This window comes from Corynebacterium aurimucosum (assembly GCF_046895345.1).
GTDB classification, from domain to species: domain Bacteria; phylum Actinomycetota; class Actinomycetes; order Mycobacteriales; family Mycobacteriaceae; genus Corynebacterium; species Corynebacterium aurimucosum_G.
Map to the genome: position 1 here is coordinate 1,604,393 of NZ_CP160096.1, position 21,882 is coordinate 1,626,274.

The following is a 21,882-nucleotide window of genomic DNA, read 5'->3' on the forward strand; positions in this document are numbered from 1 at the left end:
TAGTGGCCTAGTGTGAATCGCATGAGCAATCCCTTTGACTCCAACCCCTTCGAGGAGCCGGCCAAGCCAATCAACGGCCACGGGGCTAATCCCTTCGAGGAGCCCGCGCGCGAATCCTACGCGGCGCCTTCTGCGAATCCTTCTGCAGAGCGTTTCGCGGATCCGGCCGCGGAGCCTTTTGCTGAACCTTTCGCTGAGCCTGAGCGCGCCTACACACCGGCGCCCCTGCCGGACTATTCCGTTGAGCAGTCCTCAACGGGCGGCACGATCCACAGCTTCTCCCTTTTCAAGGGGCTGCTCAGTCTGTTCTCGGTCCTCGTAGGCTTCACCGGAATTACTGATGGCGATGTAGCCATGGGCATCGGCTTCGCCTTGCCTGGCGCGTGGTACTTTCTCAAGTCGCTGCAGCAGAAGGCCAACCCAACCACTCCGCAAAAGCGCCACTGGTTTGTCATTTGGATGATTGCCATCGTGCTCATGTTCTTCGGCGCCTAGCCACCACCCGCCGCCACACGATGCGCAGCAGCGAATGCGGAGTCGCCACCACCTCGCGCAGATAGTTCCACCATCGGTCTTTCCGCGGGGTCCGCACGCCGTGCATGTGAACGCGAATCCCTAGGTGCCAGGCCCACATGCAGGTGCGCAGCACGTGGAAGTCATTGGTCACAACGCGGAAATAGGTGTATTCCGGGCACAGCGCATGGGCGCGCTCAAGATTCTCGTTGGTGCTAGTAGCGAATGGTTCGAGGAGAATCCGCTCTGGGTGAATACCGCGTTCGATGAGGTAGCGTGCCATCGGCTCTGCTTCCCCGTAGCCGGACACGATGATCGGCTCCTCCGGCAACAGGCGAGCCATCACCACCGCGCGGTCCAACCGGCTGCACAGCAGTGATCCGGGCTCACCGCCCTCGACGCGCGCGCCCAACACCAGAAGCGGAAACTGCATGCCCGCTAGCTTAGCGTGCATACTGGTCAGCATGAGCATGTGCGTAGTCGGTTCCATCAATGCTGACCTCGTTGTCCACGCCGCGCGGCATCCCCAGCCGGGCGAAACCCTCTTAGGTAGCGGCGGCACCATCACCGCAGGCGGCAAAGGAGCGAACCAGGCGGTCGCGGCTGCCCGGCTGGGTGCGCAGGTGAGCTTCGTCGGTGCGGTCGGCAGCGATGCTTATGCCGCGCCCGCGATGCGCTACTTGCAAGCCAGCGGCGTGGACCTCACGCACGTCGAGGCCAGCGAAGAGGTGACAGGGCTGGCCGTCATCACCGTGGATGAGCAGGGCGAAAACACCATCATCGTGGTGCCGGGCGCTAATGCGCTTGTCAGCGATTCATTCGTCACCACGCACTCCTCCCCTCTCACGGAATCAGAGCTCATCCTGCTCCAAGGCGAGATACCTGCGGAAGGTTTTGCCAAGGCAATCGAGCTGGCCACGGGGCGAGTAGTGGTGAATCTCGCACCGGTGATCGAAGTGGATAAAGACGCACTCCTGCGCGCCGATCCGCTACTGGCCAATGAACACGAGGCCGGGCTCATCTTGGAGCAGCTGGGCCTTAGTGGCGAGGGCACCCCAGAGGAGCTGGCACAACGGTTGCGCGAAGCCGGCTTTGCCTCAGTGGTCCTCACGCTAGGCGCACGCGGGGCGCTTGTGGCCGAGGGGGCTGACCTTGTGGAAGTTCCCTCCCCGCAGGTCACCGCGGTCGATACGACGGGCGCAGGCGATGCCTTTGCCGGCGCGCTGTGTGCCCGCTTGCTGGAGGGTGATTCGCTGGTGGATGCCGCACGCTTCGCCGCGCGGGTCGGGGCCTTTACCGTCACGGGCCCCGGCGCGCAGGCCTCCTACCCGGATCTGACAAGTGAGTTGCCCGCCTAGTTACTCACCGAGGAGCTGGGAACGCAGGTTCTCATCCTTCTTTTCTACTTCGGCGGCCATGTTCACTTGGTAGGCCGCCATCTTCTCAACCAGTGCTGAGTCGCCCGCGGAGAGGATGCGCACAGCAAGCAGGCCCGCATTCTTCGCACCACCGATGGACACGGTGGCTACCGGAACTCCACCCGGCATCTGCACGATGGACAGCAGTGAATCGAGACCATCGAGATCCTTCAACGCGCGCGGAATGCCGATGACCGGCAGCGGCGTGGCCGCGGCGACCATGCCCGGCAGGTGGGCCGCACCACCAGCACAGGCGATGATGGCTTTGAGCCCGCGCTCATGAGCAGACTTGGCATAAGCCAGCATCTTTTCTGGGGTGCGGTGCGCACTGACGACGCCCACCTCAAAGGGCACGCCGAACTCGGCGAGCACCTCGGCTGCGGGCTTGACGGTGGGCCAATCGGAATCGGATCCCATGATCAGTCCGACGAGTGGTTCCATGAAAAATCTCCTTCTTTACTAGCGTTTAAGCTCGCTGTGGTCTGAAGAGTGCGCGGTGGGTTTAAGCCCAAAGCGCGTGGACGAGGAAGTGGGCGGCATCGTGGGCAATGCGGCGGGTTTCCTCCACGTCCTCACCAACGACGTTGACGTGGCCGATCTTGCGCCCCGGCTGGTGGTCCTTGCCGTAGAGGTGGATCTTCGCCTGCGGGTAGCGCTCCATAACTTCACGGACGCGCTGCGGCATGGGCATCTGCGGATCCTCCTCGGCTCCCAGCACGTTAGCCATAACGGTAACCGGAGCAAGCGCCGCGGTGGAGCCCAGCGGCAGGTCCAACACGGCGCGCAGGTGCTGTTCAAACTGAGAGGTCACGCAACCATCCTGGGTCCAGTGGCCGGTGTTGTGCGGGCGCATAGCCAGCTCGTTGACGGCGATGTCCTCTTCCACGACCGCTCCCGGGGCTCCTGAAGCAGACGCGATGATGCAGCCTGCGTCTTGCTTCGTGGCAAAGGCGAAGAGCTCCACCGCCAGCACGCCTGTCACACCAAGCTCAGTGGCTACCTTGATGCCCACCTGCATGGCGCGTTCCGCTAACTCCGGCGAAACGTTCGGCGCTGGGGCAAAAGCCTCGGCACAGATGCCATCTCGCTGCACGGACTCGGTGACCGGCCAGGCTTTGACCTCGCCGGAGGGACGGCGGGCGACGAGCACGGACAGCTCGCGAGTAAGAGCCACTTTTTCCTCAGCCATAAGCGGGGTGCCTGCTGCGAGAAGCTCTTCTACCAGCGGCTCCAGCTCCTCCGCTGACGGGAACCACACGCCATGGCCGTCGTAGCCGCCGCGGCGGGCTTTGAGGCACACGTGACCGTCGACAAGCGCGGCAAACTCCCGGGCATCCTCCACCGATTCGATGGATGCAAAGCGTGGCACTGGGGCGCCCAGCTCCGCCAGCTTCTGGCGCATGAAGTGCTTGTCCTGCGCGTAGAGGAGAGCGGAAGGCTGGGGCTGGACGTTGAGGCCGTCGGCGATAAGACGCTCGACGTGCTCCGTCGGGACGTGCTCATGCTCAAAGGTAATTGCATCCGCTCCTTCCGCGGCGGCGGTGAGCACGTCGAGATCGTGGTAGTCACCGAGCACCACATCCGGAATCACCTGTGCGGCCGACTTGTCCGGCGCGGAAGCCAGCACGCGCAGGTGGATGTCGAGCTCAGCGGCGGCCGGCTGCATCATGCGTGCAAGCTGGCCGTCTCCATAAACAGTAACGAGGGGTTTGTGTTGTTCACTCACTCTTTCAATACTAGCCTTGGGGCCATGATCGTCCGGCATACCATCTTTCAGAACTCCCTCATGACCGCCCTGTTGGATGGTATTTACGACGGCGAAATGACCATCGGCGAGCTCTTGGGCAAAGGCAATTTCGGCATCGGCACGTTCGATGCGCTGGACGGGGAGATGATTATCCTCGACGGCGTGTGCTACCAGCTGCGCGGCGATGGCACCGCGACGGTGGCGGACTTGAACCAGGGAACCCCCTTCGCGGTGGCCACGAATTTTGTCCCCCGTATTAAGGTGGCCGCGCCCAAAGGATTGAAGCGCGAGGAGCTTTCAGCCTTCATCGATGAGGTCGAGCCCTCCGCCAACTACATGTACGCGGTGCGCATCACCGGACGCTTCAGCAACGTGGTTACCCGCACGGTGGTCAAGCAGAGCAAACCTTATCCGCCGATGGCGCAGGCAGTGGGCGGCGATAAGGAGCTGCGCTTTAGCGACGTTGAAGGCACCATCGGAGGTTTCCGCACGCCAGTCTTTGAGAAGGGAATTTCGGTACCCGGGTGCCACGTGCACTTCATCGACGCTGCGCGCACCTCCGGCGGTCACGTGCTGGACTACACGGTGGATGAGGCCACGATTGAACTGTGCCCCGGCACGGACCTCGATCTGCGCTTACCGCTGACCCACGAGTTCCGCTCCGCCAACCTGGCCCCTGATGACTTGGACCAGCAGCTGCACACGACGGAGATTAAGGACTAACCCCAGACCGGTTGCTCGTTGAGGATGTCCTCGACGCGTTTGGCTTTGGGGATGGATGGAAAATACATCGGCTTTTCATATCCGTGGAGTGCCAGCGAAATCCCGCCGCGACGGCGGCGCGCACCGCGGATATCGGTGAGCGGGATCGAATCAACGCGTTTGCCTTCGCGAGCGATGACGCGCAGGTTGGTCACGATGAAGCGCTTACGGCGGGCTTTCACCAAGGGAAGGGCGAAGCGCCAGGCAGCAAGTAGGGACCATAGAGCTACTAAACCATTGCGAAGCGCCAAGTCAATGCCGTTATAGTCACACCAGCCGATGGCAATCCAGCACACCCCGGTAATCACGACGAGCTCTAGAAAAGGAAAGAGCAGCGTCCGAAAGGGAGCGGTCATGTCCGCGCGAACAACTTCGCCGCGGCCCATCTGCATGAGGTTCATGAGGCTCATGGTACCTCCCGTCCACGTTCACCCCATTCCTCCCCTGCCCACGGCTGGCTCTGGGTTATTTTGGCAACGGACCGCAAATGGCATCTCACAGAAGGCATTAGTCAAAAGGTGCCTTTGGGGCCAAAGACACCTTTTGCGGGTCTGTAGATGGCGTTTCAGGGGCAAAGACGCCTTTTGACTAATGCCATTTGATAGATGCCGTGTGGAAAGCACCGTAGCTGAGTGTCCTGGATGAGTGCCCTAGTCATGCCCGCTAGGAGGAGCCGTAGAAAAGTCGCACGCCGACTTAGTTATCAGCCGGGCGCAGGTGGATGACATCGCCCGCGGAGTAGTACTCGCCGCCGACGTTAATGCGTCCGTCATCTGCCACGCCCTCGACGGTGCCGATGACGTCGCCGGTCGGAGCTTCGAGCCGAACCTCCTGGCCAATCGAAGAGCAGACCTTGCGGTAATCAGCCATGAGCTGCGGATCCTGCTTCTCCCACTGGGTAATGCGGCGGCACAGGTTTTTCAGAACGGTGATGGCCAGCTCAGTGCGGTCGGTATCAAGTCCTTCGAGCGCAAGCGACGTCGCGGCCTCGATGGGCAGTTCCTCCCGGGTCAGGGTGACGTTGATACCCATGCCCACGACGACGCGTGCTGAAGGCGGGTTAGCGGCTTGGGTCTTAGGCGCGACCTCAGCCTTGTTGATTTCCGCTTTGTTGATCTCGGCCTTATTAACTTCAGCCTTGTTGATCTCGGCTTTGTTGACCTCGGCTTTGTTGATTTCCGCTTTGTTGACCTCTGCCTTCGAGACTTCAGTCTTCGGGGCCGATTTGAAGGCCTCCCCCACCGGACCGGCTTCCGCGAGGATGCCGCACAGCTTCTTGCCATCGATGTGCACGTCATTCGGCCACTTGAGCACCGCCCCCTCCACCGAATCGGTCACGGCCAAGCCGGCCGCCAGGGGCAGGGTGCCCAAGTGCTCCAGCGAATCGGGGAGGATCAGAACGGAGAAGATGAGCTGCGATCCCGCCGGGCTCACCCACTGGCGGCCCAAGCGGCCTTTACCGGCAACCTGCTCATTGGCCAGCAATACGGTGCCATCAGCCACCTTGTCGGCCTGCATGAGATCAGTGTTGGTGGAGCCAGTGGACTCGGTGTATTCGACGACAGCGAAGTCGCCGTCTAGCGCCTCGCGGATTCGGTCCATATCAAGTGCAGTCATGCACCCCAGGTTACCCGCCGGGCCGTAGCCTTCTAGAAGTAACTAAAAGTAATCCGGATTGGCCAGAATTGTGCGGGCGGTGGCTTCATCCAGGCAGGTAGTCAGTACCGCCTGCGGCAACGCATGGGTGACCTGTTCAGGTGTGATGGTGATCTGCCGCGTATCCGCCAAGAAAGAAACGGTATCCCCAATCAACTTGTCGTAATCAGCGCGATCTTGTGCCCCAAGGTTATCCGGCTTTCCTTCAGTCACCAGCACATAGCGAGTTGCTGGGGTAACCCATTCACAAACCCACTCGCCGTACTCTTGCAATTCTGAATCCGAGACATCCAGGCCCATCCGCTTCATGCTGGCACGCATGGTGGAGCGATTCACGTGGCCATTATCCACCAACTGCGAGCGGACTTCAGATGCGTCGACGGTATCGGCAAAAATAGCGCGGAACACGGTATCGCGCTGCGTCTCTGCAGCCGAAGTCGTCGGCGATGTCGCTGACTCCTTCGAGGGCATCGTCGGGGAAGGCTCTTCTGAAGAGGATTCGGTAGTGGAGGTCAATGACTCCGTCGTAGTCTCCGAAGGCGCTGAAGACGCATCAGCAGTCCCAGTAGAAACGGTTGTCAGTGGCGCAAAGGACTCCGCGGATTCCGTACTGGAGCAACCGACCAAGAGCAGCACGAGGAGAGGAGCGAACTTCTTCATAACAAATTCCAGCCTAATGCACGCACCGCCAGGTGCTAGTGTGAATCCATGGCAAAGGTCACTTTTGAGAACGTCGGCATCACCTATCCCCGTGCCGAGAACCCCACGGTCAAAGACCTCAATCTCGAGATTGCGGACGGCGAGTTTCTAGTCCTCGTTGGCCCGTCCGGCTGCGGTAAGTCCACCACCCTGCGCGCCCTCGCGGGGCTGGAGCCGGTCTCCAGCGGCCGCATCCTTATTGACGGCAAAGACGTCACGGGCCTTGAGCCAGGCGATCGCGATATCGCCATGGTCTTCCAGAACTACGCGCTCTACCCGCACCTCACCGTGGCCCAGAACATGGGATTCGCCCTCAAGCTGGCCAAGATGCCCAAGGCTGAGATCAAAGCGAAAGTAGAAGAAGCCGCGAAGACCCTTGGGCTGACAGAGTACCTGCAGCGCAAGCCCAAAGACCTCTCCGGTGGTCAGCGCCAGCGCGTGGCCATGGGCCGCGCCATCGTGCGCGAGCCGAAGGCCTTCCTCATGGATGAGCCCCTGTCCAACCTCGACGCCAAACTGCGTGTACAAACCCGCGCGGAGCTTGCCAGCCTCCAGCAGCGCCTGGGTACCACCACGGTCTATGTCACGCACGACCAAGTGGAGGCTATGACCATGGGGGACCGCGTGGCCGTGCTCAAGGACGGAGTACTACAGCAGGTCGCGCCACCACGCGAGCTTTACGACGCCCCCGCTAACGAATTCGTCGCCGGCTTCATTGGCTCCCCCGCGATGAACATCTTCGACTACAACGGCGGACGCGTCGGTGTGCGTCCGGAGAAGATGTTTATTAACAAGGGCCCGATAGGTTTCCAGGGCACTGTGGAGTTCGTGGAAGAGCTGGGCTCTGAGTCCTTCGTCTACGTCATGGTGGGCGAGCAGCGCTTCGTGGCCCGCGCAAGCGACGACGTTCCGCAGCGTGGTGAGAACGTCGTGCTGACCTTTAACCCCCGCGAGGCGCACCGCTTCGATCCGGAGACCGGCCAGCGTATCGAGGCTTAAGAAACACCACGGACAGGGGTGATTTCACCCCCGTTTGAAGTGAATTAAAAGCCAAAACCACGTGCAGTGTGGGGATGATCCCCTATTTTGTAGTCATCAGAAGTTTTCCGAAAGGTGAATATTCAATGAAGAAGCCCTTCCTCCCCAGCTCGCTGCGTTCTGTCCGCCGCGGCGTTGTCGTCACCACCGCTGCACTCGCACTGACCTTGGCGGGTTGCTCCTCGAGCGACGAGGGATCGTCGTCAAGCACTGGCTCCGATGCCTCCTCGACTGATGGTGACGGCCGCGGCCCCATCACCTTCGCCATGGGCAAGAACGATACCGACAAGATCACGCCCATCATCGAGGCATGGAACGCCGAGCACCCAGATGAGAAGGTCGAGCTCAAGGAGCTCGCCGGCGAGGCCGACGCTCAGCGCGAGACCCTCGTGCAGTCCCTGCAGGCGGGCAACTCCGACTACGATGTCATGGCGCTGGACGTGGTCTGGACCGCGGACTTCGCCGCCAACCAGTGGCTGGCACCGCTGACCGGTGACCTGGAGGTGGACACCTCCGGGCTGCTGGAGCCCACCGTAGAATCCGCCACCTACAACGACACCCTCTACGCGCTGCCGCAGAACACTAACGGCCAGCTGCTCTTCCGCAACACCGAGTTGGCAGACAAGGCTCCGGAGAAGTTCGAGGACATCGCTTCTGCCTGCGAGGCTATTAAGGATGATGCTTCTTGCCTGACCACTCAGCTCAAGCAGTACGAGGGCCTCACCGTTAACACCGCCGGCTTCATCGAGGGTTGGGGCGGCTCCATCTTGGATGATGAGGGCAACGTCGCTGTTGACTCCGACGAGGCCAAGGAAGGCCTGCAGGCGCTTGTCGACGCCTACGAAGACGGCACCATCTCCAAGGACTCCACCGCCACTACGGAGGAGGAGACCAACCTCGCTTTCACTGAGGGCAAGACCGCTTTTGCCATCAACTGGCCGTACATGTACACCAATGCCGAAGAGGCTGGCGTGAAGTTTGAAGTCCAGCCGCTGGTGGGCAAGGACGGAGTCGGTGTCTCCACCCTCGGTGGCTACAACAACGGCATCAACATCAACTCCGAGCACAAGGCTACGGCCCTGGACTTCATGAAGTTCATCATCAACGAGGAGAACCAGAAGTCCTTCGCTGAGGCTTCCTTCCCGCCGGTACTGGCCTCCATCTACGACGATGAATCCCTCGTCGAGGAGTTCCCGTACCTTCCGGCTCTGAAGGAATCCCTGGAGAACGCCGCACCGCGTCCGGTCTCCCCGTTCTACACCGCCATCTCCAAGGCTGTGCAGGATAACGCCTACGCAGCGCTCACCGCTGACAAGTCCGTCGACGACGCTACGAAGGACATGAAGGCAGCCATCGAGGCAGCCTCCCAGGGTTAATCTTCCCAGCGTGAAATGGGGGCGCGAGTAAGTCCACGTGACTTGCCCGCGCCTCCTTCTTTGATCTGGCTTTGATCTGGGCGCTCGTGCGCAGAGGATGTCTAAGCCACCCGCTATGATTTTCCCCAACCCCCGATAACCCCTCCCCTATAAATCAGAAAGGCAGGCACCGCATGGCTGGAGCACCGCCTACCGCGCAGCCCCGCAGACAGTATCTGCGCGTCGCTGCGCTCATCGCACCGGCGCTGATAGCGCTGGCCGTGGTCATCGGCTATCCCATCGTGCGCGCTGTGATGTTGTCCTTCCAAGGCAACAAGCGGCTTAACCCGACCACGGGTGTATTCGAGGAAGGCGCATTCGCGGGCCTCGAGAACTACCTGTACTGGATTACCAATCGCTGCATGTCTGCCACCGGTCAGGCCACCGCATGCCCGGACGGCGTCATCGCCACTGATTTCTGGCCGGCGCTCAAGATCACGCTCTTCTTCACCGTGGTCACGGTAACCCTGGAAACGATTTTGGGCATGTTCATGGCGCTGGTGATGAACGGTGAATACCGCGGCCGCGGCCTCGTGCGCGCGGCGGTGCTGGTTCCCTGGGCCATTCCCACCGCTGTGACGGCGAAGCTGTGGCAGTTCATGTTCGCGCCGGATGGCATCGTTAACGCGCTCATCGGCTCGCGCATCGCATGGACCACGGACCCGTTCTATGCCCGCCTCGCGGTGATTATCGCTGATGTGTGGAAGACCGCCCCGTTCATGGCACTGCTCATCCTGGCAGGCCTGCAGATGACTCCGCGCGATGTCTATGACGCAGCACGCGTGGACGGCGCCTCGCGTATCCAAACCTTTTTCACCATCACCCTGCCACTGGTGCGGCCAGCACTCATGGTGGCCATCCTCTTCCGCACGCTGGACGCGCTGCGCATGTACGACCTGCCGGTCATCATGATCTCGGCCTCCTCCAATGCGCCGACGGCCACCATTTCCCAGCTGGTGGTGGAAGACATGCGCCAGGGCCACTTCAACTCGGCCTCCGCACTGTCCACACTCATCTTCCTGCTTATCTTCACCGTCGCGTTCATCCTCGTCCGCTTCCTCGGCGCTGATATCTCCGGTACTGCTCGCCAGAAGAAGGAGAAGAAGTCATGAAAAAGCTTGGCCACTACCTTGGCATCCTCTTCATTATGTTCTGGGGGCTCGCGCCCTTCTACTGGATGGTTGTCACCGCCTTGCGGCATAAGTCCCATACCTTCGATACCACCCCGTGGCCCACGCACGTGACCTTGGACAACTTCCGGGATGCACTGGCAACAGACAAGGGCAATGACTTTCTCAATGCCTTGGGCAATTCCTTGATCATCTCTCTGGTCACGACCGCTGTGGCGGTCCTCATCGGTGTGTTCACCGCCTATGCACTGGCGCGCTATGACTTCCCAGGCAAAGGTATTGTCACCGGCATCATCCTGGCCGCCTCGATGTTCCCGGCCATCGCTTTGGTAACCCCGCTCTTCCAGCTCTTTGGCAACCTCGAATGGATCGGCACCTACCGCGCGATGATCATTCCGAACATCTCCTTCGCGCTTCCGCTGACTGTCTACACGCTACTGAGCTTCTTCCGTCAGCTGCCCTGGGAGCTGGAGGAAGCTGCCCGCGTGGACGGCGCTTCCCGCGGTCAGGCTTTCCGCCTCGTGCTCCTGCCCCTAGCCGCGCCCGCGCTGTTTACCACCGCCATCATCGCCTTCATCACAACGTGGAACGAATTCATGCTGGCCAAGCAGCTATCCACCACTGCTACTGAGCCGGTGACCGTGGCTATCGCACGTTTCTCGGGCCCCTCGGCCTTCGAGTACCCCTATGCCGCCACCATGGCCGCGGGCGCGCTGGTAACGGTTCCGCTCATCATCATGGTGCTCATCTTCCAGCACCGCATCGTCGCCGGCCTCACCGCCGGAGGTGTCAAGGCTTAATGCGCCGTGAACTGCTATGGGACACCGCGCTGGGATTCGTTGGCTTCTTTGCCTTCCTGGCGCTGGTGCAAGCAGTCCTCAATCTTTTTCACCCCTCCCCCGCCATCTGGCCGGGGCTCCTTGCGGGCGCGCTGTGCCTGGCGGAGTATCTGCTGTGGCGGGCTAAACGGAAGGATCTCCGATGACCTGGCACGATAACGCCATTTTCTACCAGGCCCTCGTGGGCTCGTACAAGGACACCCACGGCGAAGGCGTTGGCACGCTGCGTGGAGTTATTGAGAAGCTGGATTACCTCAAGTGGCTCGGAGTGGACTGTCTGTGGCTCTCCCCCTTCTATGCCTCCCCGCTGCGCGATGACGGCTATGACATCGCCGACTACTACTCCATCCACCCCAACTACGGGACGATGGAAGATTTCGACGAGCTCGTCGCGGAGCTCCACGCCCGCGGCATGCGGCTTATGACGGACTTGGCTTTCAACCACACCTCAACTGATCATCCGTGGTTCCAGGCCTCCCGCACCGATCCGGAAGGCCCTTACGGCGACTATTACGTGTGGGGCGATGATCCCTTGCGCTACCCCGAGATCCGCATCATCTTCACCGATACGGAGACCTCAAATTGGGCATGGGACCCGGAGCGCAAGCAGTACTATTTCCACCGCTTCTACTCACACCAGCCGGATCTGAACTACGACAACCCGAAGGTCCACGAGGAAGTCTTCAAGATTCTTTCCTTCTGGCTGGATAAGGGCGTGGACGGCTTCCGTCTCGACGCCATTGCTTACCTCTATGAGCGCGATGGGCTGGGCGGCGAGTCTCTGCCAGAGACGGTCGAGTTTGTGGAGAACGTCCGCGCCTTCATCGACGAGAATTACCCCGAGGCCATTATGATCGCGGAAGCCAACCAGCCGCCCGAAGAAACCATGGAGTTTTACGGCACGGGCAATCGCTTCCACATGGTGTTCAACTTCCCGGTGATGCCGCGGCTCTACCAAGCCCTTGCGCTGGGGGACGCCACGCCGATCTACGACATCATGGCCGAACTTCCAGAACTTCCTCAGGGCTGCCAGTGGGGCACTTTCCTGCGCAACCACGACGAGCTGACCCTGGAGATGGTCGACGAGGACCAGCGCGCGATCATGTACGAGCACTACCTGCCGGATGATCAGATGCGCGCGCACGTGGGCATTGCGCGGCGTCTCGCGCCGCTATTGGGCAATGACTACCGCAAAATTGAGCTTTTTTATTCACTACTCATGACGCTTCCGGGCGCGCCCTTCCTGTATTACGGCGATGAGATTGGCATGAACGATGCCCCCGAGCTACCCGACCGCGATGCCGTGCGCACGCCCATGCAATGGGAGCCCGGCGAGGGCGCAGGATTCAGCACTTCCGCCCAGACGCGACGGCCCATCGTCGGCGGAGTGGGGATTTCAGTCGAGGAGCAGCTTGCCGACGACTCCTCGCTCCTCCACCGCCTCCGCGGTCTAATTCAGCAGCGTAAGGCGCATCCGGAACTCGGCACCGCGCCTTTCGAGGCCGTAGAAACCGGCCATGCAGGCATCCTGGGGTTCCAGCGTGGTGAGTTGTTGTGCTTACACAACTTCACGGATCAGACCGTCGATCTAGGCCCTGTGGAACTTGGGCCGTATGGCTACGCTTGGCTGCCCATCGAGACCTAAAAAGCGCCGCGCTCCGCGCATCACATTCCGCGCTAGGTTAACTAAAAGTTAACTCATCGTGAACGAAAGCTAGCTTTTGGAGAACTTTACCTATATAGTTGGTTTAACCCCATGATGCGGACGGCCGCATCATTACGACAAGAAATAGAGAGGTGAGCCAAATGAATACCCTGACCGGATTCCTTTCCGCCATCACTAACGAATTCAAGAGCGCCACCGGAATCAACCTTGACACGGTGCACTCAGCCCCGCTGGAATCGCAGATCGCCGAAGATCTGCACAAGCACGGCCTCGTCCCAGCCACCCGCACCGACATCGAAGAGTCCTACGCGGCGCTGACCAACTCCTTTCCCAGCGAAGAGGATCTCACAGAGGTTGAACTTTTCCTTTACAACCTCGGCTGGCTAGCCGAAACTCCAGATAAAGCTGCTTAATCCACGTCACAACTAGCCCCTCTTGTGCCCTGTCACAAGAGGGGCTATAGTTTCACATATCGGCTATCAGGCCTGTTACTCGCAAGAGGCAAGAACCTGAAGCGGAATCCCCTTTAACGAAAGGGACTTCAGCTTCATTGCTCTCGCGAGTCTTTTTCGTTTTGGGACTTTTCGAAAGCCTAAGAACGAAAGTGAGGACATCATGACCGCCCCGGTACGTGATTATCCAAAGCTTGCCCACGACATCATCACTCTGGTCGGCGGGCCATCTAACATCACAGGAATTGCTCGGTGCGCCACTCGCCTGCGCCTTGTCCTGAAGAGCACTCCCGAAGACGCCCACACCAAGATTAAGAATCTGCCCGGTGTCATCACAACCGTCGAGAAGGGAGGGCAGTTCCAAATCGTCATCGGCAACCGCGTGGGAGAGGTCTACGAAGCTGCCATTGATCAGCTAGGAATCGATCCTAATGAACAGCAAATTGATGACGAGGACAATAAACCCACCCTCATGAACCGCATCATCGCTATGATGTCGGCGGTCTTTGCCCCCTTCATTTACGTACTCGCCGCAGCGGGCCTTATCCAAGGTGCGCTCATCCTGATCACTGCCGCCTGGCCGGAGTTTGGTGAGACAGGTACATACGAGATTTTCTCGCTCATGAGCTGGGCGCCTTTTACTTTCCTCCCCATCCTCATCGCGATCACCGCCTCGCAATTCTTCAAGACCAACACATTCATCTCTGTCGCCGCCGTTGGTGCTCTCGTCGCCCCAGAAATGGCCGACATTGCCTCACGTGTGGCCGAGGGCGAACACATTTCGCTCTTCGGTTTTGGATTGAGCGAGACCACATACACCTCAACTGTGCTTCCACCCCTTTTCGTCGTTTGGGGATTGTCTTACCTCGAAAGGTTTTTCCGGAAGCACCTACCTGAGGTCATCACGCAGCTGTTTACCCCACTGTTCTGCCTCATCATCGCCGTGCCACTCACTGTTCTGATTATTGGCCCTCTATCCAACCAGGGCGCAATTCTCATTGCAGACGGTTTCAACTGGTTGGTCGATGTTGCTCCCCCTGTCGCCGCTGCCATGGTAGGTGGTTTCTGGCAGGTAATCGTCATTTTTGGTGTGCACTGGGGCGTGACCCCAATGGTCCTGGCAAACTTTGAGCAGTATGGCTCAGACCCCTTCCAAGCCTTCCAAACCGCTGCGGTGATTGCCCAAGTCGGAGCGGCCTTCGGAGTCTTCCTCAAGTCTCGCAGCCCCGAAATGAAGAAGGTCGCCGCATCCGCTTCCCTGACCGGCGTCTTCGGCATCACTGAACCCGCTATTTATGGCGTTACACTCCGCCTAAAGAAGCCCTTCATTGTGGGCTGTGTCGCGGGTGCGGCAGGCGCCATTGTGGTGTCCCTCTTCGGTTCCCTGCAATACGTCTATGCAGGACTACCTGGCGTGCTCACCATCATGAATGCCTACGAACCTGGAACGAACTCGCTCATGGGTGAGATTATTGGCTGCGCTGTAGCATTCTTCGGAGCTGTCATCGGCGTCTACATTGTTGGCTTCACGGATGTGCTCGCCGAGGCCCCTGCCGAAGTAACCGACAATTCTCCCGACTCCGATGCCGCATCCGCTGAATACCACAACCAACTCTCCCAAAAAGAGACCGTCTTCCACATCTCAAGCCCTGTGACTGGCACAGTTCTCGCCCTTAACGAGGTGGACGATCCGGTCTTTGCACAGGGCACCATGGGCGATGGCGTGGCCATAGAACCAACCGACAACAAGGTTTATGCGCCCTTCGATGGCACAGTTGCGACTGTCCTTCCATCCAAACACGCTGTAGGGATCATTTCAGATGACGGCGTTGAAGTTCTGGTCCACATCGGCCTAGACACGGTCGCGCTCAAGGGAAAGCCATTCACCAGTCACGTTACAAAGGGACAGCGCGTCGAAGAAGGAGACTTATTGGTTGAATTTGACGCTCAATCGATTACCCAAGCCGGCTATTCACTCACTACGCCAGTAATCATCACGAATACGAAGAAATTCGCTGATGTCATCATCCATCCATCAACCCGTACCACTCATGGAAACGAGCTCATGGCCGTTGAAGCCAAGTCCTCGAACCAGACTCAAGCAGAAGGAGCCAAGTAAATGACCACGTCACTCAATCCGGATTTCCTCTGGGGCGGCGCTGTTGCTGCACACCAATTCGAAGGCGGCTGGAACAAGGGCGGTAAAGGCCCCTCCGTCGTCGACGTCCTCACCGCTGGTGCCCACGGAGTTCCCCGCCGCGTCACCGAAGCCATCGAAGCCAACGAGTTCTACCCCAACCACGAAGCAATCGATTTCTACGGTCGCTTCCGCGAAGACATCAAGCTCTTCGCAGAAATGGGACTCAAATGCTTCCGCACGTCTATTGCTTGGTCCAGGATTTTCCCGCAAGGCGATGAGCTTGAGCCCAATGAAGAAGGACTCAAGTTCTATGACGAGGTCTTCGACGAGCTTCTTAAGTACGGTATCGAACCCGTCATCACATTAAGCCACTTCGAGATTCCCCTTCACCTCGCTCGTGAATACGGCGGTTTCCGTAACCGCAAGCTCGTGGAATTCTTTGAGCGCTTCGCACGAGTATGCTTCGAGCGCTACCACAAGAAGGTCAAGTACTGGATGACCTTCAACGAGATCAACAACCAAATGAATGTGGATAACCCACTTTTCCTTTGGACCAACTCGGGCGTGACCATCGCCGAAGGTGAAAACCCTCAGCAGGTGCTGTACCAGACCGCGCACAACTGCCTGCTCGCCTCCGCACGTGCCGTAGCGGTAGGACACGAGATCAATCCCGACCTACAGATCGGCGCCATGGTTGCCATGGTCCCGATTTACCCGTACAGCTGCAATCCCTCAGACATCATGGCCGCCGAAATTGCTAGCCGCGATCGCTACTTCTTCCCCGATGTACAAATCCGCGGCTCTTACCCGGCTTATGCTCTGAAGAAATTTGAGCGAGAGGGAATTGATCCAGGCTTCCAAGACGGCGACGAGGAAATCCTCCGCAACGGTACCGTCGACTACCTCGGGTTCTCCTACTACATGTCCAACACCGTCAAGCACGATGCAGTGGCCGACGCTGGTTCCTCGGTCAACGGCGGATTGCCCAACTCTGTAGACAATCCGTATATCAAGTCCTCTGATTGGGGTTGGCCAATCGACCCACAAGGTCTGCGCTACTCCCTCAATTCCCTCTATAACCGCTATCAAAAGCCGCTTTTCATCGTAGAAAACGGCTTCGGTGCGGTCGATAACGTGGAAGACGATGGCTCCATTCACGACGAGGCCCGAATCGACTATCTGCGCAATCACATCGCGGCAGTAAAGGAGGCCGTCCTCGAAGACGGCGTCGATCTCCTGGGCTACACCCCGTGGGGAATCATCGACCTAGTTTCCTTCACCACCGGTGAAATGAAGAAGCGCTACGGAATGATCCACGTCGAACGCGATAATGAGGGCAATGGCACTCTGGCCCGCTCAAAGAAAGATTCTTTCGAGTGGTACCGAAACGTCATAGCTTCCAATGGAGCTGAGCTCTAACAATCTCACCCCCTAAGACAGGGCACGGTCACGTACGACTGGACCTTTCAAGTCGGCGTTACCGTGCCCTGTACCCTAAATCTATGGATGTCATCCGCGCACTTAACAACAACGCTGTGCTCTGTACCGACGCACAAGGCACTCAAGCTATCTGCTTGGGCAAGGGGATTGGTTTCGGTCGAAAGCTTGGCGATGAAATCCAGGATGATGCTGTGGAGCAAGTTTTCCGCCCAAGCTCCGCTCACCCCATCGCAAACCTCACCGCACTGCTCTCTGAGCTCCCGCTAGACATAGTCAATCTTGTTGTAAATTTCGTGAACACGCACTCTCAAGTCAGCGAAACACAGCTTTTAGTTTTAGGTCTAGCAGATCATATTTCTTTCGCAATCGAACGCGAAGAAAGCGGAATCGAATTCAGCTACCCACTGATGTGGGAAGTATCCACTTTGTACCCAGAGGAATTTGAGCTGGGATTAAAGCTCCTCGACCAAGTAGAGAAAGCCACTAGCGTCCGTCTAGCCCGCGATGAAGCCGCCGCCGTAGCGATGCATTTCATCAACGCACAGTTTGTGGATGGGGATATGACCAAGGCAGAAAACACCACGAAGGAAATCTCTGCTCTTCTCGACTTGGTCTCTTCCGAGCTTCAGTGCCACCTTCGCCCCAGCTCCCCCACGGTCACACGATTCGTTACGCACCTGCGGTATCTCTTCGCACGTTTACATTCCCCGAGCCGGGAAGCTGACGCACCATTGCACTCCATGCTTGCGGCTATCGAACACGATGATGCTGCAGCAGTGCGCATTGCTCGTCTCGTCCGTTCCAAATTGGAAGGTCAAGGTCATGCCATTAATGACAATGAGCTCGCCTACATTGCCCTACACGTTGCGCGCCTGCACAGCGCCCTTGGAACTGAGCAAGGTGGCAAGGACGGTTAGCATGCACCCAACACGCCGTATGCGAGGAAACCCTCACTTTTCCCGCCCACCTACCTGCATAAACAAAGATTGTGAGGGAAATCACTCGCATGTCGCTATACATTCCTATACAAAACTTCTCTACACTGTCGAAACATGACTATTTCCTCACATTTGTCGGAGCTTGATTCCCTGAGCGCCGACACCACCGCAGGCAAGATCGCTGAACTGAAGAGGCGTCGCGAAGCAGCGGCGCAGCCCATGGGCGAAAAAGCCCACGAAAAGGTCCACGCCCAGGGCCGCCTCACGGCTCGGGAACGCTTGGACTACCTCCTCGATGAAGGTTCCTTCGTAGAAACCGACATGCTCGCCGTGCACCGCACCACGGACTTCGGGATGGGCAAGAAGCGCCCGCTGACCGATGGCATCGTCACCGGCTGGGGCACCATCGACGGCCGCGAGGTCTGCATCTTCTCCCAAGACGGAACCGTCTTCGGCGGTGCGCTCGGCGAGGTCTACGGCGAGAAGATGATCAAGATCATGGAGCTGTCCATCACCACCGGCCGCCCGCTCATTGGCTTGTACGAGGGCGCCGGCGCCCGCATCCAAGATGGCGCCGTGTCCCTGGACTGGATTGCTAAGACCTTCTACCAGAACGTCAAGGCCTCCGGCGTCGTCCCGCAGATCTCCGTCATCATGGGTGCTTGCGCCGGCGGCAACGCCTACTCCCCCGCACTGACCGACTTCGTGGTGATGGTGGATGAGAAGTCCAAGATGTTCGTGACCGGACCAGACGTCATCAAGACCGTCACCGGTGAAGAAGTCAGCCAGGAAGAACTCGGCGGCGCTGGCGTCCACATGCACAAGTCCGGTACCTCGCACTACACCGCTTCTAGCGACGAGGAAGCGCTCGATTGGGTCCACGACCTACTGACCTACCTGCCCTCCAATAACCGGCAGCTGACCCCGGTTGAGCCCTACGAAGATCTCGGCGAAGAAACCGTCGATGACCTCGTGCTGGATAGCATCATCCCGGATTCCCCGAACCAGCCCTATGACGTCAAGGAGATCATCGAGGCTCTCACCGATGACGGAGATTACCTGGAGATCCAAGCCGACCGCGCCGATAACGTAGTCACCGCCTTCGGCCGCATCGAAGGGCGCACCGTAGGGTTTGTGGCCAACCAGCCCCAGGTCTTCGCCGGCTGCCTCGATATCAATTCTTCCGAGAAGGCCGCGCGCTTCGTGCGCACCTGCGATGCCTTTAACATCCCAATCATCATGCTGGTCGACGTCCCTGGCTTCCTCCCCGGCGCCGACCAAGAACATGACGGCATCCTGCGCCGCGGCGCCAAGCTGCTCTACGCCTACGCCGAAGCCACCGTTCCGAAGATCACCGTCACCCTGCGCAAGGCCTACGGAGGCGCTTACTGCGTGATGGGCTCCAAGGGACTGGGAGCGGACGTCAACTTGGCCTGGCCCACCGCCCAGATCGCGGTCATGGGTGCTGCCGGCGCCGTCGGTTTTATCTACCGCAAGGAAATCAAGGCAGCCCACGAGAAGGGCCTCGACGTAGCTGAGCTGACCAAGTCCTTCGAGCGCGAGTATGAAGACCACATGCTGAATCCCTATAAGGCAGCGGAGCGCGGGCTTATCGACGCCGTCATTCTCCCCTCCGAAACCCGCAGTGCAATCGCCAAAAATCTGCGCTTCTTCACGGACAAGAACGTGGCTCGCCCGGCGCGTAAGCACGGCAACATCCCGCTCTAGGCCGCACTCGGTTCGGCACAGATTAGTACAGAAGACGCACTGTATTACACTAGTGTCCCATGACTGACTTGAAGACGACCGCTGGCAAGATCGAGGACCTGAGCGCCAAGCTCACCGAGTCCCGGGCGCCGCAGGGAGAGGTTCCTGCGGCCCGCAGCGCCATCGAGGCGCTCTTTGACGCCGGATCCTTCGTGGAGACCGACGCGCTCGCTCGCCACCGCTCCACCGAGTTCGGCCGCGAGCACATCCGCCCTTACACCGATGGTGTCGTCACCGGCTTCGGAACCGTCGATGGCCGCAAGGTCTGCGCCTATGCGCAGGACGCCTCGCTGTTCGACGGCACCATGGGCGAGGTCTATGGCGAAAAGGTCACCAAGCTCTATGACCTGGCTATTAAGACCGGCGTGCCCATCGTCGCACTGGTGGCTGGCGATAAGCCCCGCGCCCAGGAGGGCATCGTCTCCTCCGCCATGCAGGCTCGCATCCTTGCCCGCGCCACCACCGCTTCCGGCCTCATCCCGCAGGTCACGGCGGTCTACGCGGACTCCAAGGAGGCTTCGCTGGTGGCCGCGCTGTCGGATGTCGTCATCGCTCCAGACGGTGACGTGCAGGCGGACGGGGAGCACGAGGTGAGCGTCGCCAAGCGCGTGCTCTCCTACCTGCCCTCCAATAACCGTGCCGCCGCGCCCCGCACCGAGGCCACCATCGTTGCGGGCTCCGTGGAGGAGAACATCAGCGAGGCCGACCACGCCCTCGATACCCTCGTGGGCGATGACGGCTCGGTCGATCTCGCTGACGTGGTCACCGCCACCTGTGAGGATGTTTTCGAGCTCGGTGCCCAGGTGCGCGGTGTCTTCACCGGCTTCGGCCGCGTGGAGGGACGCACGGTGGGCATCATCGCCAACCGCGACTCCTTCGATGCGGAAGCTGCCGCTAAGGCCGCGCGTTTCATCCGCCTCTGCGATGCCTTCAACACCCCTATCATCGAGTTCGTCGACACTCCGGCGCTGGACGTGGAGAAGGCAGCGCTGGCCAAGCTCGTGCACGCCTACTCCGCGGCGAGCGTGGGAAAAATCAGCGTCATCGTTCGCCGCGCGCACGGCACCGGTTATATCGCCTTCGGCTCCAAGGAGCTCGGCGCGGACCTGTCCTATGCCTGGCCGACGGCCGAGATCGCCGTGGCCGATGCCCCCGAACTGGCCGCCGAGCTGGAGCTGAGCGAGGAGGAGGCCGCCGCCTACCTCACCCCGTACCAGGCCGCTGAGCGTGGTCTCGTCGATTCTGTCATTACCCCGGCAGCCACCCGCGGTTCCCTCATTGAGGGCCTGCGCCTGCTGGATCGCAAGATTATTCCGACCCTGCCGAAGAAACACGGCAATATCGTTTTGTAGAGGTTTCCTATGACCGCTTCCCTGTTTACCGTTCTCAACGGCAACCCCACCGATGCTGAAGTGGCGGCCCTGACCACGGTGCTCAGCCAGCTTGACTCCGAGGCGCGTGCGAAGGCCGCCGATACTCGCTCTGAGCGCGACCTGTGGGGCCAGCCGGGTGACGTGTTCAACCCGTCCGCCTTCCGCAACGTCCGCTACTACTAAGCACATGCGCTTGGTTCTGGCTTCCCAGTCTCCGTCCCGCCTGTCTATCTTGCGGGGCGCGGGCGTGGAACCCGTCATCGCGCCGGCCCACGTGGATGAGCGGGCCATCGAGGAGCGCCTGGCCGGTGCTGAGCCCGCCGAGATCGTCTGCGCCTTGGCTGCCGCGAAGGCGGAGGCCATTGCTCCCGACTATCCCGAGGACGTCGTGGTGGGTGGGGATTCCATGCTGCTTCTCGACGGCTCCCTCCAAGGCAAACCCCACACCCCCGAGGCCACCGTAGAGCGCTGGCACGCACAAGCCGGCCGCGCCGCGGAGCTCATCACCGGACATTGCGTGCTCTACGGCGAGGAGCGCTTCGTTGAAGCCTCACGCACCACGGTGCACTTTGCCCAGGCCTCGGACGCCGATATCGAGGCCTACGCCCGCACCGGCGAGCCGCTGGAATGCGCCGGCGCCTTTACCTTGGAAGCCCTCGGCGGCTGGTTCATCGACCGCATTGAGGGCGATCCTTCTTCCGTCATCGGCCTTTCGCTACCAGTGCTGCGCCGCGCGCTGTATTCCTTTGGGCTCAACGTTTCCGGCTTCTGGGTTTAATCAAACCTATTGACTGGATTTTTAATCACCGATATTATGTGATTCACATTTCACTGCATGCGAAAGAGCGGAATTAGATCCTGCAATCTACAGGTTTTAAATCGCTTCAGG

General features: G+C 59.7%; 23 protein-coding genes. 17 read left to right on the forward strand and 6 right to left on the reverse strand.

Going from position 1 to position 21,882, the window contains the following annotated elements; genetic code table 11:
- Window positions 1-21 precede the first annotated feature (21 nt).
- On the forward strand, window positions 22-495 hold the full coding sequence (locus tag ABZS45_RS07675) for a hypothetical protein (RefSeq protein WP_412099320.1): 474 nt from the start codon (window positions 22-24) through the stop codon (window positions 493-495).
- Here ABZS45_RS07675 and ABZS45_RS07680 read toward each other — a convergent pair.
- The gene (locus ABZS45_RS07680; protein ID WP_412099321.1) at window positions 476-946 is read right to left on the reverse strand and encodes a YdcF family protein; all 471 of its coding nucleotides are present in this window, start codon (window positions 944-946) and stop codon (window positions 476-478) included. The genes ABZS45_RS07675 and ABZS45_RS07680 overlap by 20 nt on opposite strands.
- Before the next feature lie 31 nt (window positions 947-977).
- Here ABZS45_RS07680 and ABZS45_RS07685 point away from each other — a divergent pair, with 31 nt between their 5' ends.
- Window positions 978-1,871, forward strand: coding sequence for a ribokinase (locus tag ABZS45_RS07685; protein ID WP_412099322.1), 894 nt, complete (start codon window positions 978-980; stop codon window positions 1,869-1,871).
- Here the strand turns inward: ABZS45_RS07685 and purE are convergent, their stop codons facing one another.
- Window positions 1,872-2,372: a 5-(carboxyamino)imidazole ribonucleotide mutase gene (gene purE, locus ABZS45_RS07690; protein ID WP_412099323.1), complete on the reverse strand. Its 501-nt coding sequence runs from the start codon at window positions 2,370-2,372 to the stop codon at window positions 1,872-1,874. It lies immediately after the preceding gene.
- Window positions 2,373-2,433: 61 nt separating this feature from the next.
- On the reverse strand, window positions 2,434-3,696 hold the full coding sequence (locus ABZS45_RS07695; RefSeq protein ID WP_412099324.1) for a 5-(carboxyamino)imidazole ribonucleotide synthase: 1,263 nt from the start codon (window positions 3,694-3,696) through the stop codon (window positions 2,434-2,436).
- Between ABZS45_RS07695 and budA the strand changes: the two genes are divergently transcribed.
- Window positions 3,682-4,401: an acetolactate decarboxylase gene (budA, locus tag ABZS45_RS07700; RefSeq protein ID WP_412099325.1), complete on the forward strand. Its 720-nt coding sequence runs from the start codon at window positions 3,682-3,684 to the stop codon at window positions 4,399-4,401. The genes ABZS45_RS07695 and budA overlap by 15 nt on opposite strands.
- Here the strand turns inward: budA and ABZS45_RS07705 are convergent.
- The 3 genes from ABZS45_RS07705 to ABZS45_RS07715 all read right to left on the reverse strand — a co-directional run bounded on the left by ABZS45_RS07705 (window position 4,398) and on the right by ABZS45_RS07715 (window position 6,756).
- The gene (locus ABZS45_RS07705) at window positions 4,398-4,841 is read right to left on the reverse strand and encodes a hypothetical protein (RefSeq protein ID WP_412099326.1); all 444 of its coding nucleotides are present in this window, start codon (window positions 4,839-4,841) and stop codon (window positions 4,398-4,400) included. The two genes, budA and ABZS45_RS07705, sit on opposite strands and share 4 nt — an antisense overlap.
- Window positions 4,842-5,136: 295 nt before the next feature.
- Window positions 5,137-6,057 carry a biotin--[acetyl-CoA-carboxylase] ligase gene (locus ABZS45_RS07710; protein ID WP_412099328.1) on the reverse strand — a complete coding sequence of 307 codons (921 nt, stop codon included), beginning with the start codon at window positions 6,055-6,057 and terminating at the stop codon, window positions 5,137-5,139.
- 42 nt (window positions 6,058-6,099) lie between these two features.
- Window positions 6,100-6,756, reverse strand: a complete 657-nt coding sequence (locus ABZS45_RS07715) for a hypothetical protein (protein WP_412099329.1) — start codon at window positions 6,754-6,756, stop codon at window positions 6,100-6,102.
- Window positions 6,757-6,804: 48 nt separating this feature from the next.
- On the opposite strand from ABZS45_RS07715, the gene ABZS45_RS07720 reads away from it, so the two are divergent.
- The 14 genes from ABZS45_RS07720 to ABZS45_RS07785 all read left to right on the forward strand — a co-directional run bounded on the left by ABZS45_RS07720 (window position 6,805) and on the right by ABZS45_RS07785 (window position 21,771).
- A complete protein-coding gene (locus ABZS45_RS07720) occupies window positions 6,805-7,794 on the forward strand; it encodes an ABC transporter ATP-binding protein (protein WP_412099330.1) in 990 nt (329 codons plus the stop codon).
- Window positions 7,795-7,919: 125 nt separating this feature from the next.
- Window positions 7,920-9,209, forward strand: coding sequence for an ABC transporter substrate-binding protein (locus ABZS45_RS07725; RefSeq protein ID WP_175974451.1), 1,290 nt, complete (start codon window positions 7,920-7,922; stop codon window positions 9,207-9,209).
- 173 nt (window positions 9,210-9,382) lie between these two features.
- Window positions 9,383-10,360 (forward strand): carbohydrate ABC transporter permease, encoded by a 978-nt coding sequence (locus ABZS45_RS07730; RefSeq protein WP_412099331.1) that lies wholly within the window; start codon window positions 9,383-9,385, stop codon window positions 10,358-10,360.
- The gene (locus tag ABZS45_RS07735) at window positions 10,357-11,178 is read left to right on the forward strand and encodes a carbohydrate ABC transporter permease (RefSeq protein WP_010189344.1); all 822 of its coding nucleotides are present in this window, start codon (window positions 10,357-10,359) and stop codon (window positions 11,176-11,178) included. The genes ABZS45_RS07730 and ABZS45_RS07735 overlap by 4 nt, the downstream gene beginning before the upstream one ends.
- Window positions 11,178-11,363 carry a hypothetical protein gene (locus tag ABZS45_RS07740; protein ID WP_070528110.1) on the forward strand — a complete coding sequence of 62 codons (186 nt, stop codon included), beginning with the start codon at window positions 11,178-11,180 and terminating at the stop codon, window positions 11,361-11,363. The genes ABZS45_RS07735 and ABZS45_RS07740 overlap by 1 nt, the downstream gene beginning before the upstream one ends.
- Complete coding sequence (gene treS / locus ABZS45_RS07745) at window positions 11,360-12,862, forward strand: maltose alpha-D-glucosyltransferase (RefSeq protein ID WP_412099332.1); 1,503 nt, start codon at window positions 11,360-11,362, stop codon at window positions 12,860-12,862. The genes ABZS45_RS07740 and treS overlap by 4 nt, the downstream gene beginning before the upstream one ends.
- Window positions 12,863-13,023: 161 nt before the next feature.
- On the forward strand, window positions 13,024-13,296 hold the full coding sequence (locus ABZS45_RS07750; RefSeq protein ID WP_412099333.1) for a hypothetical protein: 273 nt from the start codon (window positions 13,024-13,026) through the stop codon (window positions 13,294-13,296).
- A gap of 202 nt (window positions 13,297-13,498) precedes the next feature.
- On the forward strand, window positions 13,499-15,454 hold the full coding sequence (locus tag ABZS45_RS07755) for a beta-glucoside-specific PTS transporter subunit IIABC (RefSeq protein WP_412099334.1): 1,956 nt from the start codon (window positions 13,499-13,501) through the stop codon (window positions 15,452-15,454).
- Complete coding sequence (locus ABZS45_RS07760) at window positions 15,455-16,894, forward strand: 6-phospho-beta-glucosidase (RefSeq protein ID WP_412099335.1); 1,440 nt, start codon at window positions 15,455-15,457, stop codon at window positions 16,892-16,894.
- Between the two features lie 83 nt (window positions 16,895-16,977).
- Window positions 16,978-17,832: a PRD domain-containing protein gene (locus tag ABZS45_RS07765; protein ID WP_412099336.1), complete on the forward strand. Its 855-nt coding sequence runs from the start codon at window positions 16,978-16,980 to the stop codon at window positions 17,830-17,832.
- A gap of 135 nt (window positions 17,833-17,967) precedes the next feature.
- Window positions 17,968-19,581, forward strand: a complete 1,614-nt coding sequence (locus ABZS45_RS07770) for an acyl-CoA carboxylase subunit beta (protein ID WP_412099337.1) — start codon at window positions 17,968-17,970, stop codon at window positions 19,579-19,581.
- Window positions 19,582-19,640: 59 nt separating this feature from the next.
- Window positions 19,641-20,972 (forward strand): carboxyl transferase domain-containing protein, encoded by a 1,332-nt coding sequence (locus ABZS45_RS07775; protein WP_412099339.1) that lies wholly within the window; start codon window positions 19,641-19,643, stop codon window positions 20,970-20,972.
- A gap of 9 nt (window positions 20,973-20,981) precedes the next feature.
- The gene (locus tag ABZS45_RS07780; RefSeq protein WP_070528100.1) at window positions 20,982-21,176 is read left to right on the forward strand and encodes an acyl-CoA carboxylase subunit epsilon; all 195 of its coding nucleotides are present in this window, start codon (window positions 20,982-20,984) and stop codon (window positions 21,174-21,176) included.
- A gap of 4 nt (window positions 21,177-21,180) precedes the next feature.
- The gene (locus tag ABZS45_RS07785; RefSeq protein WP_412099340.1) at window positions 21,181-21,771 is read left to right on the forward strand and encodes a Maf family protein; all 591 of its coding nucleotides are present in this window, start codon (window positions 21,181-21,183) and stop codon (window positions 21,769-21,771) included.
- Window positions 21,772-21,882 lie beyond the last annotated feature (111 nt).

Excerpts from the sequence above, each read along its gene's own strand:
- ABZS45_RS07675 (WP_412099320.1), top strand. The coding sequence starts at position 22 with ATGAGCAATCCCTTTGACTCCAACCCCTTCGAGGAGCCGGCCAAGCCA.
- ABZS45_RS07680 (WP_412099321.1), bottom strand. The coding sequence starts at position 946 with ATGCAGTTTCCGCTTCTGGTGTTGGGCGCGCGCGTCGAGGGCGGTGAG.
- ABZS45_RS07685 (WP_412099322.1), top strand. The coding sequence starts at position 978 with ATGAGCATGTGCGTAGTCGGTTCCATCAATGCTGACCTCGTTGTCCAC.
- purE (WP_412099323.1), bottom strand. The coding sequence starts at position 2,372 with ATGGAACCACTCGTCGGACTGATCATGGGATCCGATTCCGATTGGCCC.
- budA (WP_412099325.1), top strand. The coding sequence starts at position 3,682 with ATGATCGTCCGGCATACCATCTTTCAGAACTCCCTCATGACCGCCCTG.
- ABZS45_RS07695 (WP_412099324.1), bottom strand. The coding sequence starts at position 3,696 with ATGCCGGACGATCATGGCCCCAAGGCTAGTATTGAAAGAGTGAGTGAA.
- ABZS45_RS07705 (WP_412099326.1), bottom strand. The coding sequence starts at position 4,841 with ATGAACCTCATGCAGATGGGCCGCGGCGAAGTTGTTCGCGCGGACATG.
- ABZS45_RS07710 (WP_412099328.1), bottom strand. The coding sequence starts at position 6,057 with ATGACTGCACTTGATATGGACCGAATCCGCGAGGCGCTAGACGGCGAC.
- ABZS45_RS07715 (WP_412099329.1), bottom strand. The coding sequence starts at position 6,756 with ATGAAGAAGTTCGCTCCTCTCCTCGTGCTGCTCTTGGTCGGTTGCTCC.
- ABZS45_RS07720 (WP_412099330.1), top strand. The coding sequence starts at position 6,805 with ATGGCAAAGGTCACTTTTGAGAACGTCGGCATCACCTATCCCCGTGCC.
- ABZS45_RS07725 (WP_175974451.1), top strand. The coding sequence starts at position 7,920 with ATGAAGAAGCCCTTCCTCCCCAGCTCGCTGCGTTCTGTCCGCCGCGGC.
- ABZS45_RS07730 (WP_412099331.1), top strand. The coding sequence starts at position 9,383 with ATGGCTGGAGCACCGCCTACCGCGCAGCCCCGCAGACAGTATCTGCGC.
- ABZS45_RS07735 (WP_010189344.1), top strand. The coding sequence starts at position 10,357 with ATGAAAAAGCTTGGCCACTACCTTGGCATCCTCTTCATTATGTTCTGG.
- ABZS45_RS07740 (WP_070528110.1), top strand. The coding sequence starts at position 11,178 with ATGCGCCGTGAACTGCTATGGGACACCGCGCTGGGATTCGTTGGCTTC.
- treS (WP_412099332.1), top strand. The coding sequence starts at position 11,360 with ATGACCTGGCACGATAACGCCATTTTCTACCAGGCCCTCGTGGGCTCG.
- ABZS45_RS07750 (WP_412099333.1), top strand. The coding sequence starts at position 13,024 with ATGAATACCCTGACCGGATTCCTTTCCGCCATCACTAACGAATTCAAG.
- ABZS45_RS07755 (WP_412099334.1), top strand. The coding sequence starts at position 13,499 with ATGACCGCCCCGGTACGTGATTATCCAAAGCTTGCCCACGACATCATC.
- ABZS45_RS07760 (WP_412099335.1), top strand. The coding sequence starts at position 15,455 with ATGACCACGTCACTCAATCCGGATTTCCTCTGGGGCGGCGCTGTTGCT.
- ABZS45_RS07765 (WP_412099336.1), top strand. The coding sequence starts at position 16,978 with ATGGATGTCATCCGCGCACTTAACAACAACGCTGTGCTCTGTACCGAC.
- ABZS45_RS07770 (WP_412099337.1), top strand. The coding sequence starts at position 17,968 with ATGACTATTTCCTCACATTTGTCGGAGCTTGATTCCCTGAGCGCCGAC.
- ABZS45_RS07775 (WP_412099339.1), top strand. The coding sequence starts at position 19,641 with ATGACTGACTTGAAGACGACCGCTGGCAAGATCGAGGACCTGAGCGCC.
- ABZS45_RS07780 (WP_070528100.1), top strand. The coding sequence starts at position 20,982 with ATGACCGCTTCCCTGTTTACCGTTCTCAACGGCAACCCCACCGATGCT.
- ABZS45_RS07785 (WP_412099340.1), top strand. The coding sequence starts at position 21,181 with ATGCGCTTGGTTCTGGCTTCCCAGTCTCCGTCCCGCCTGTCTATCTTG.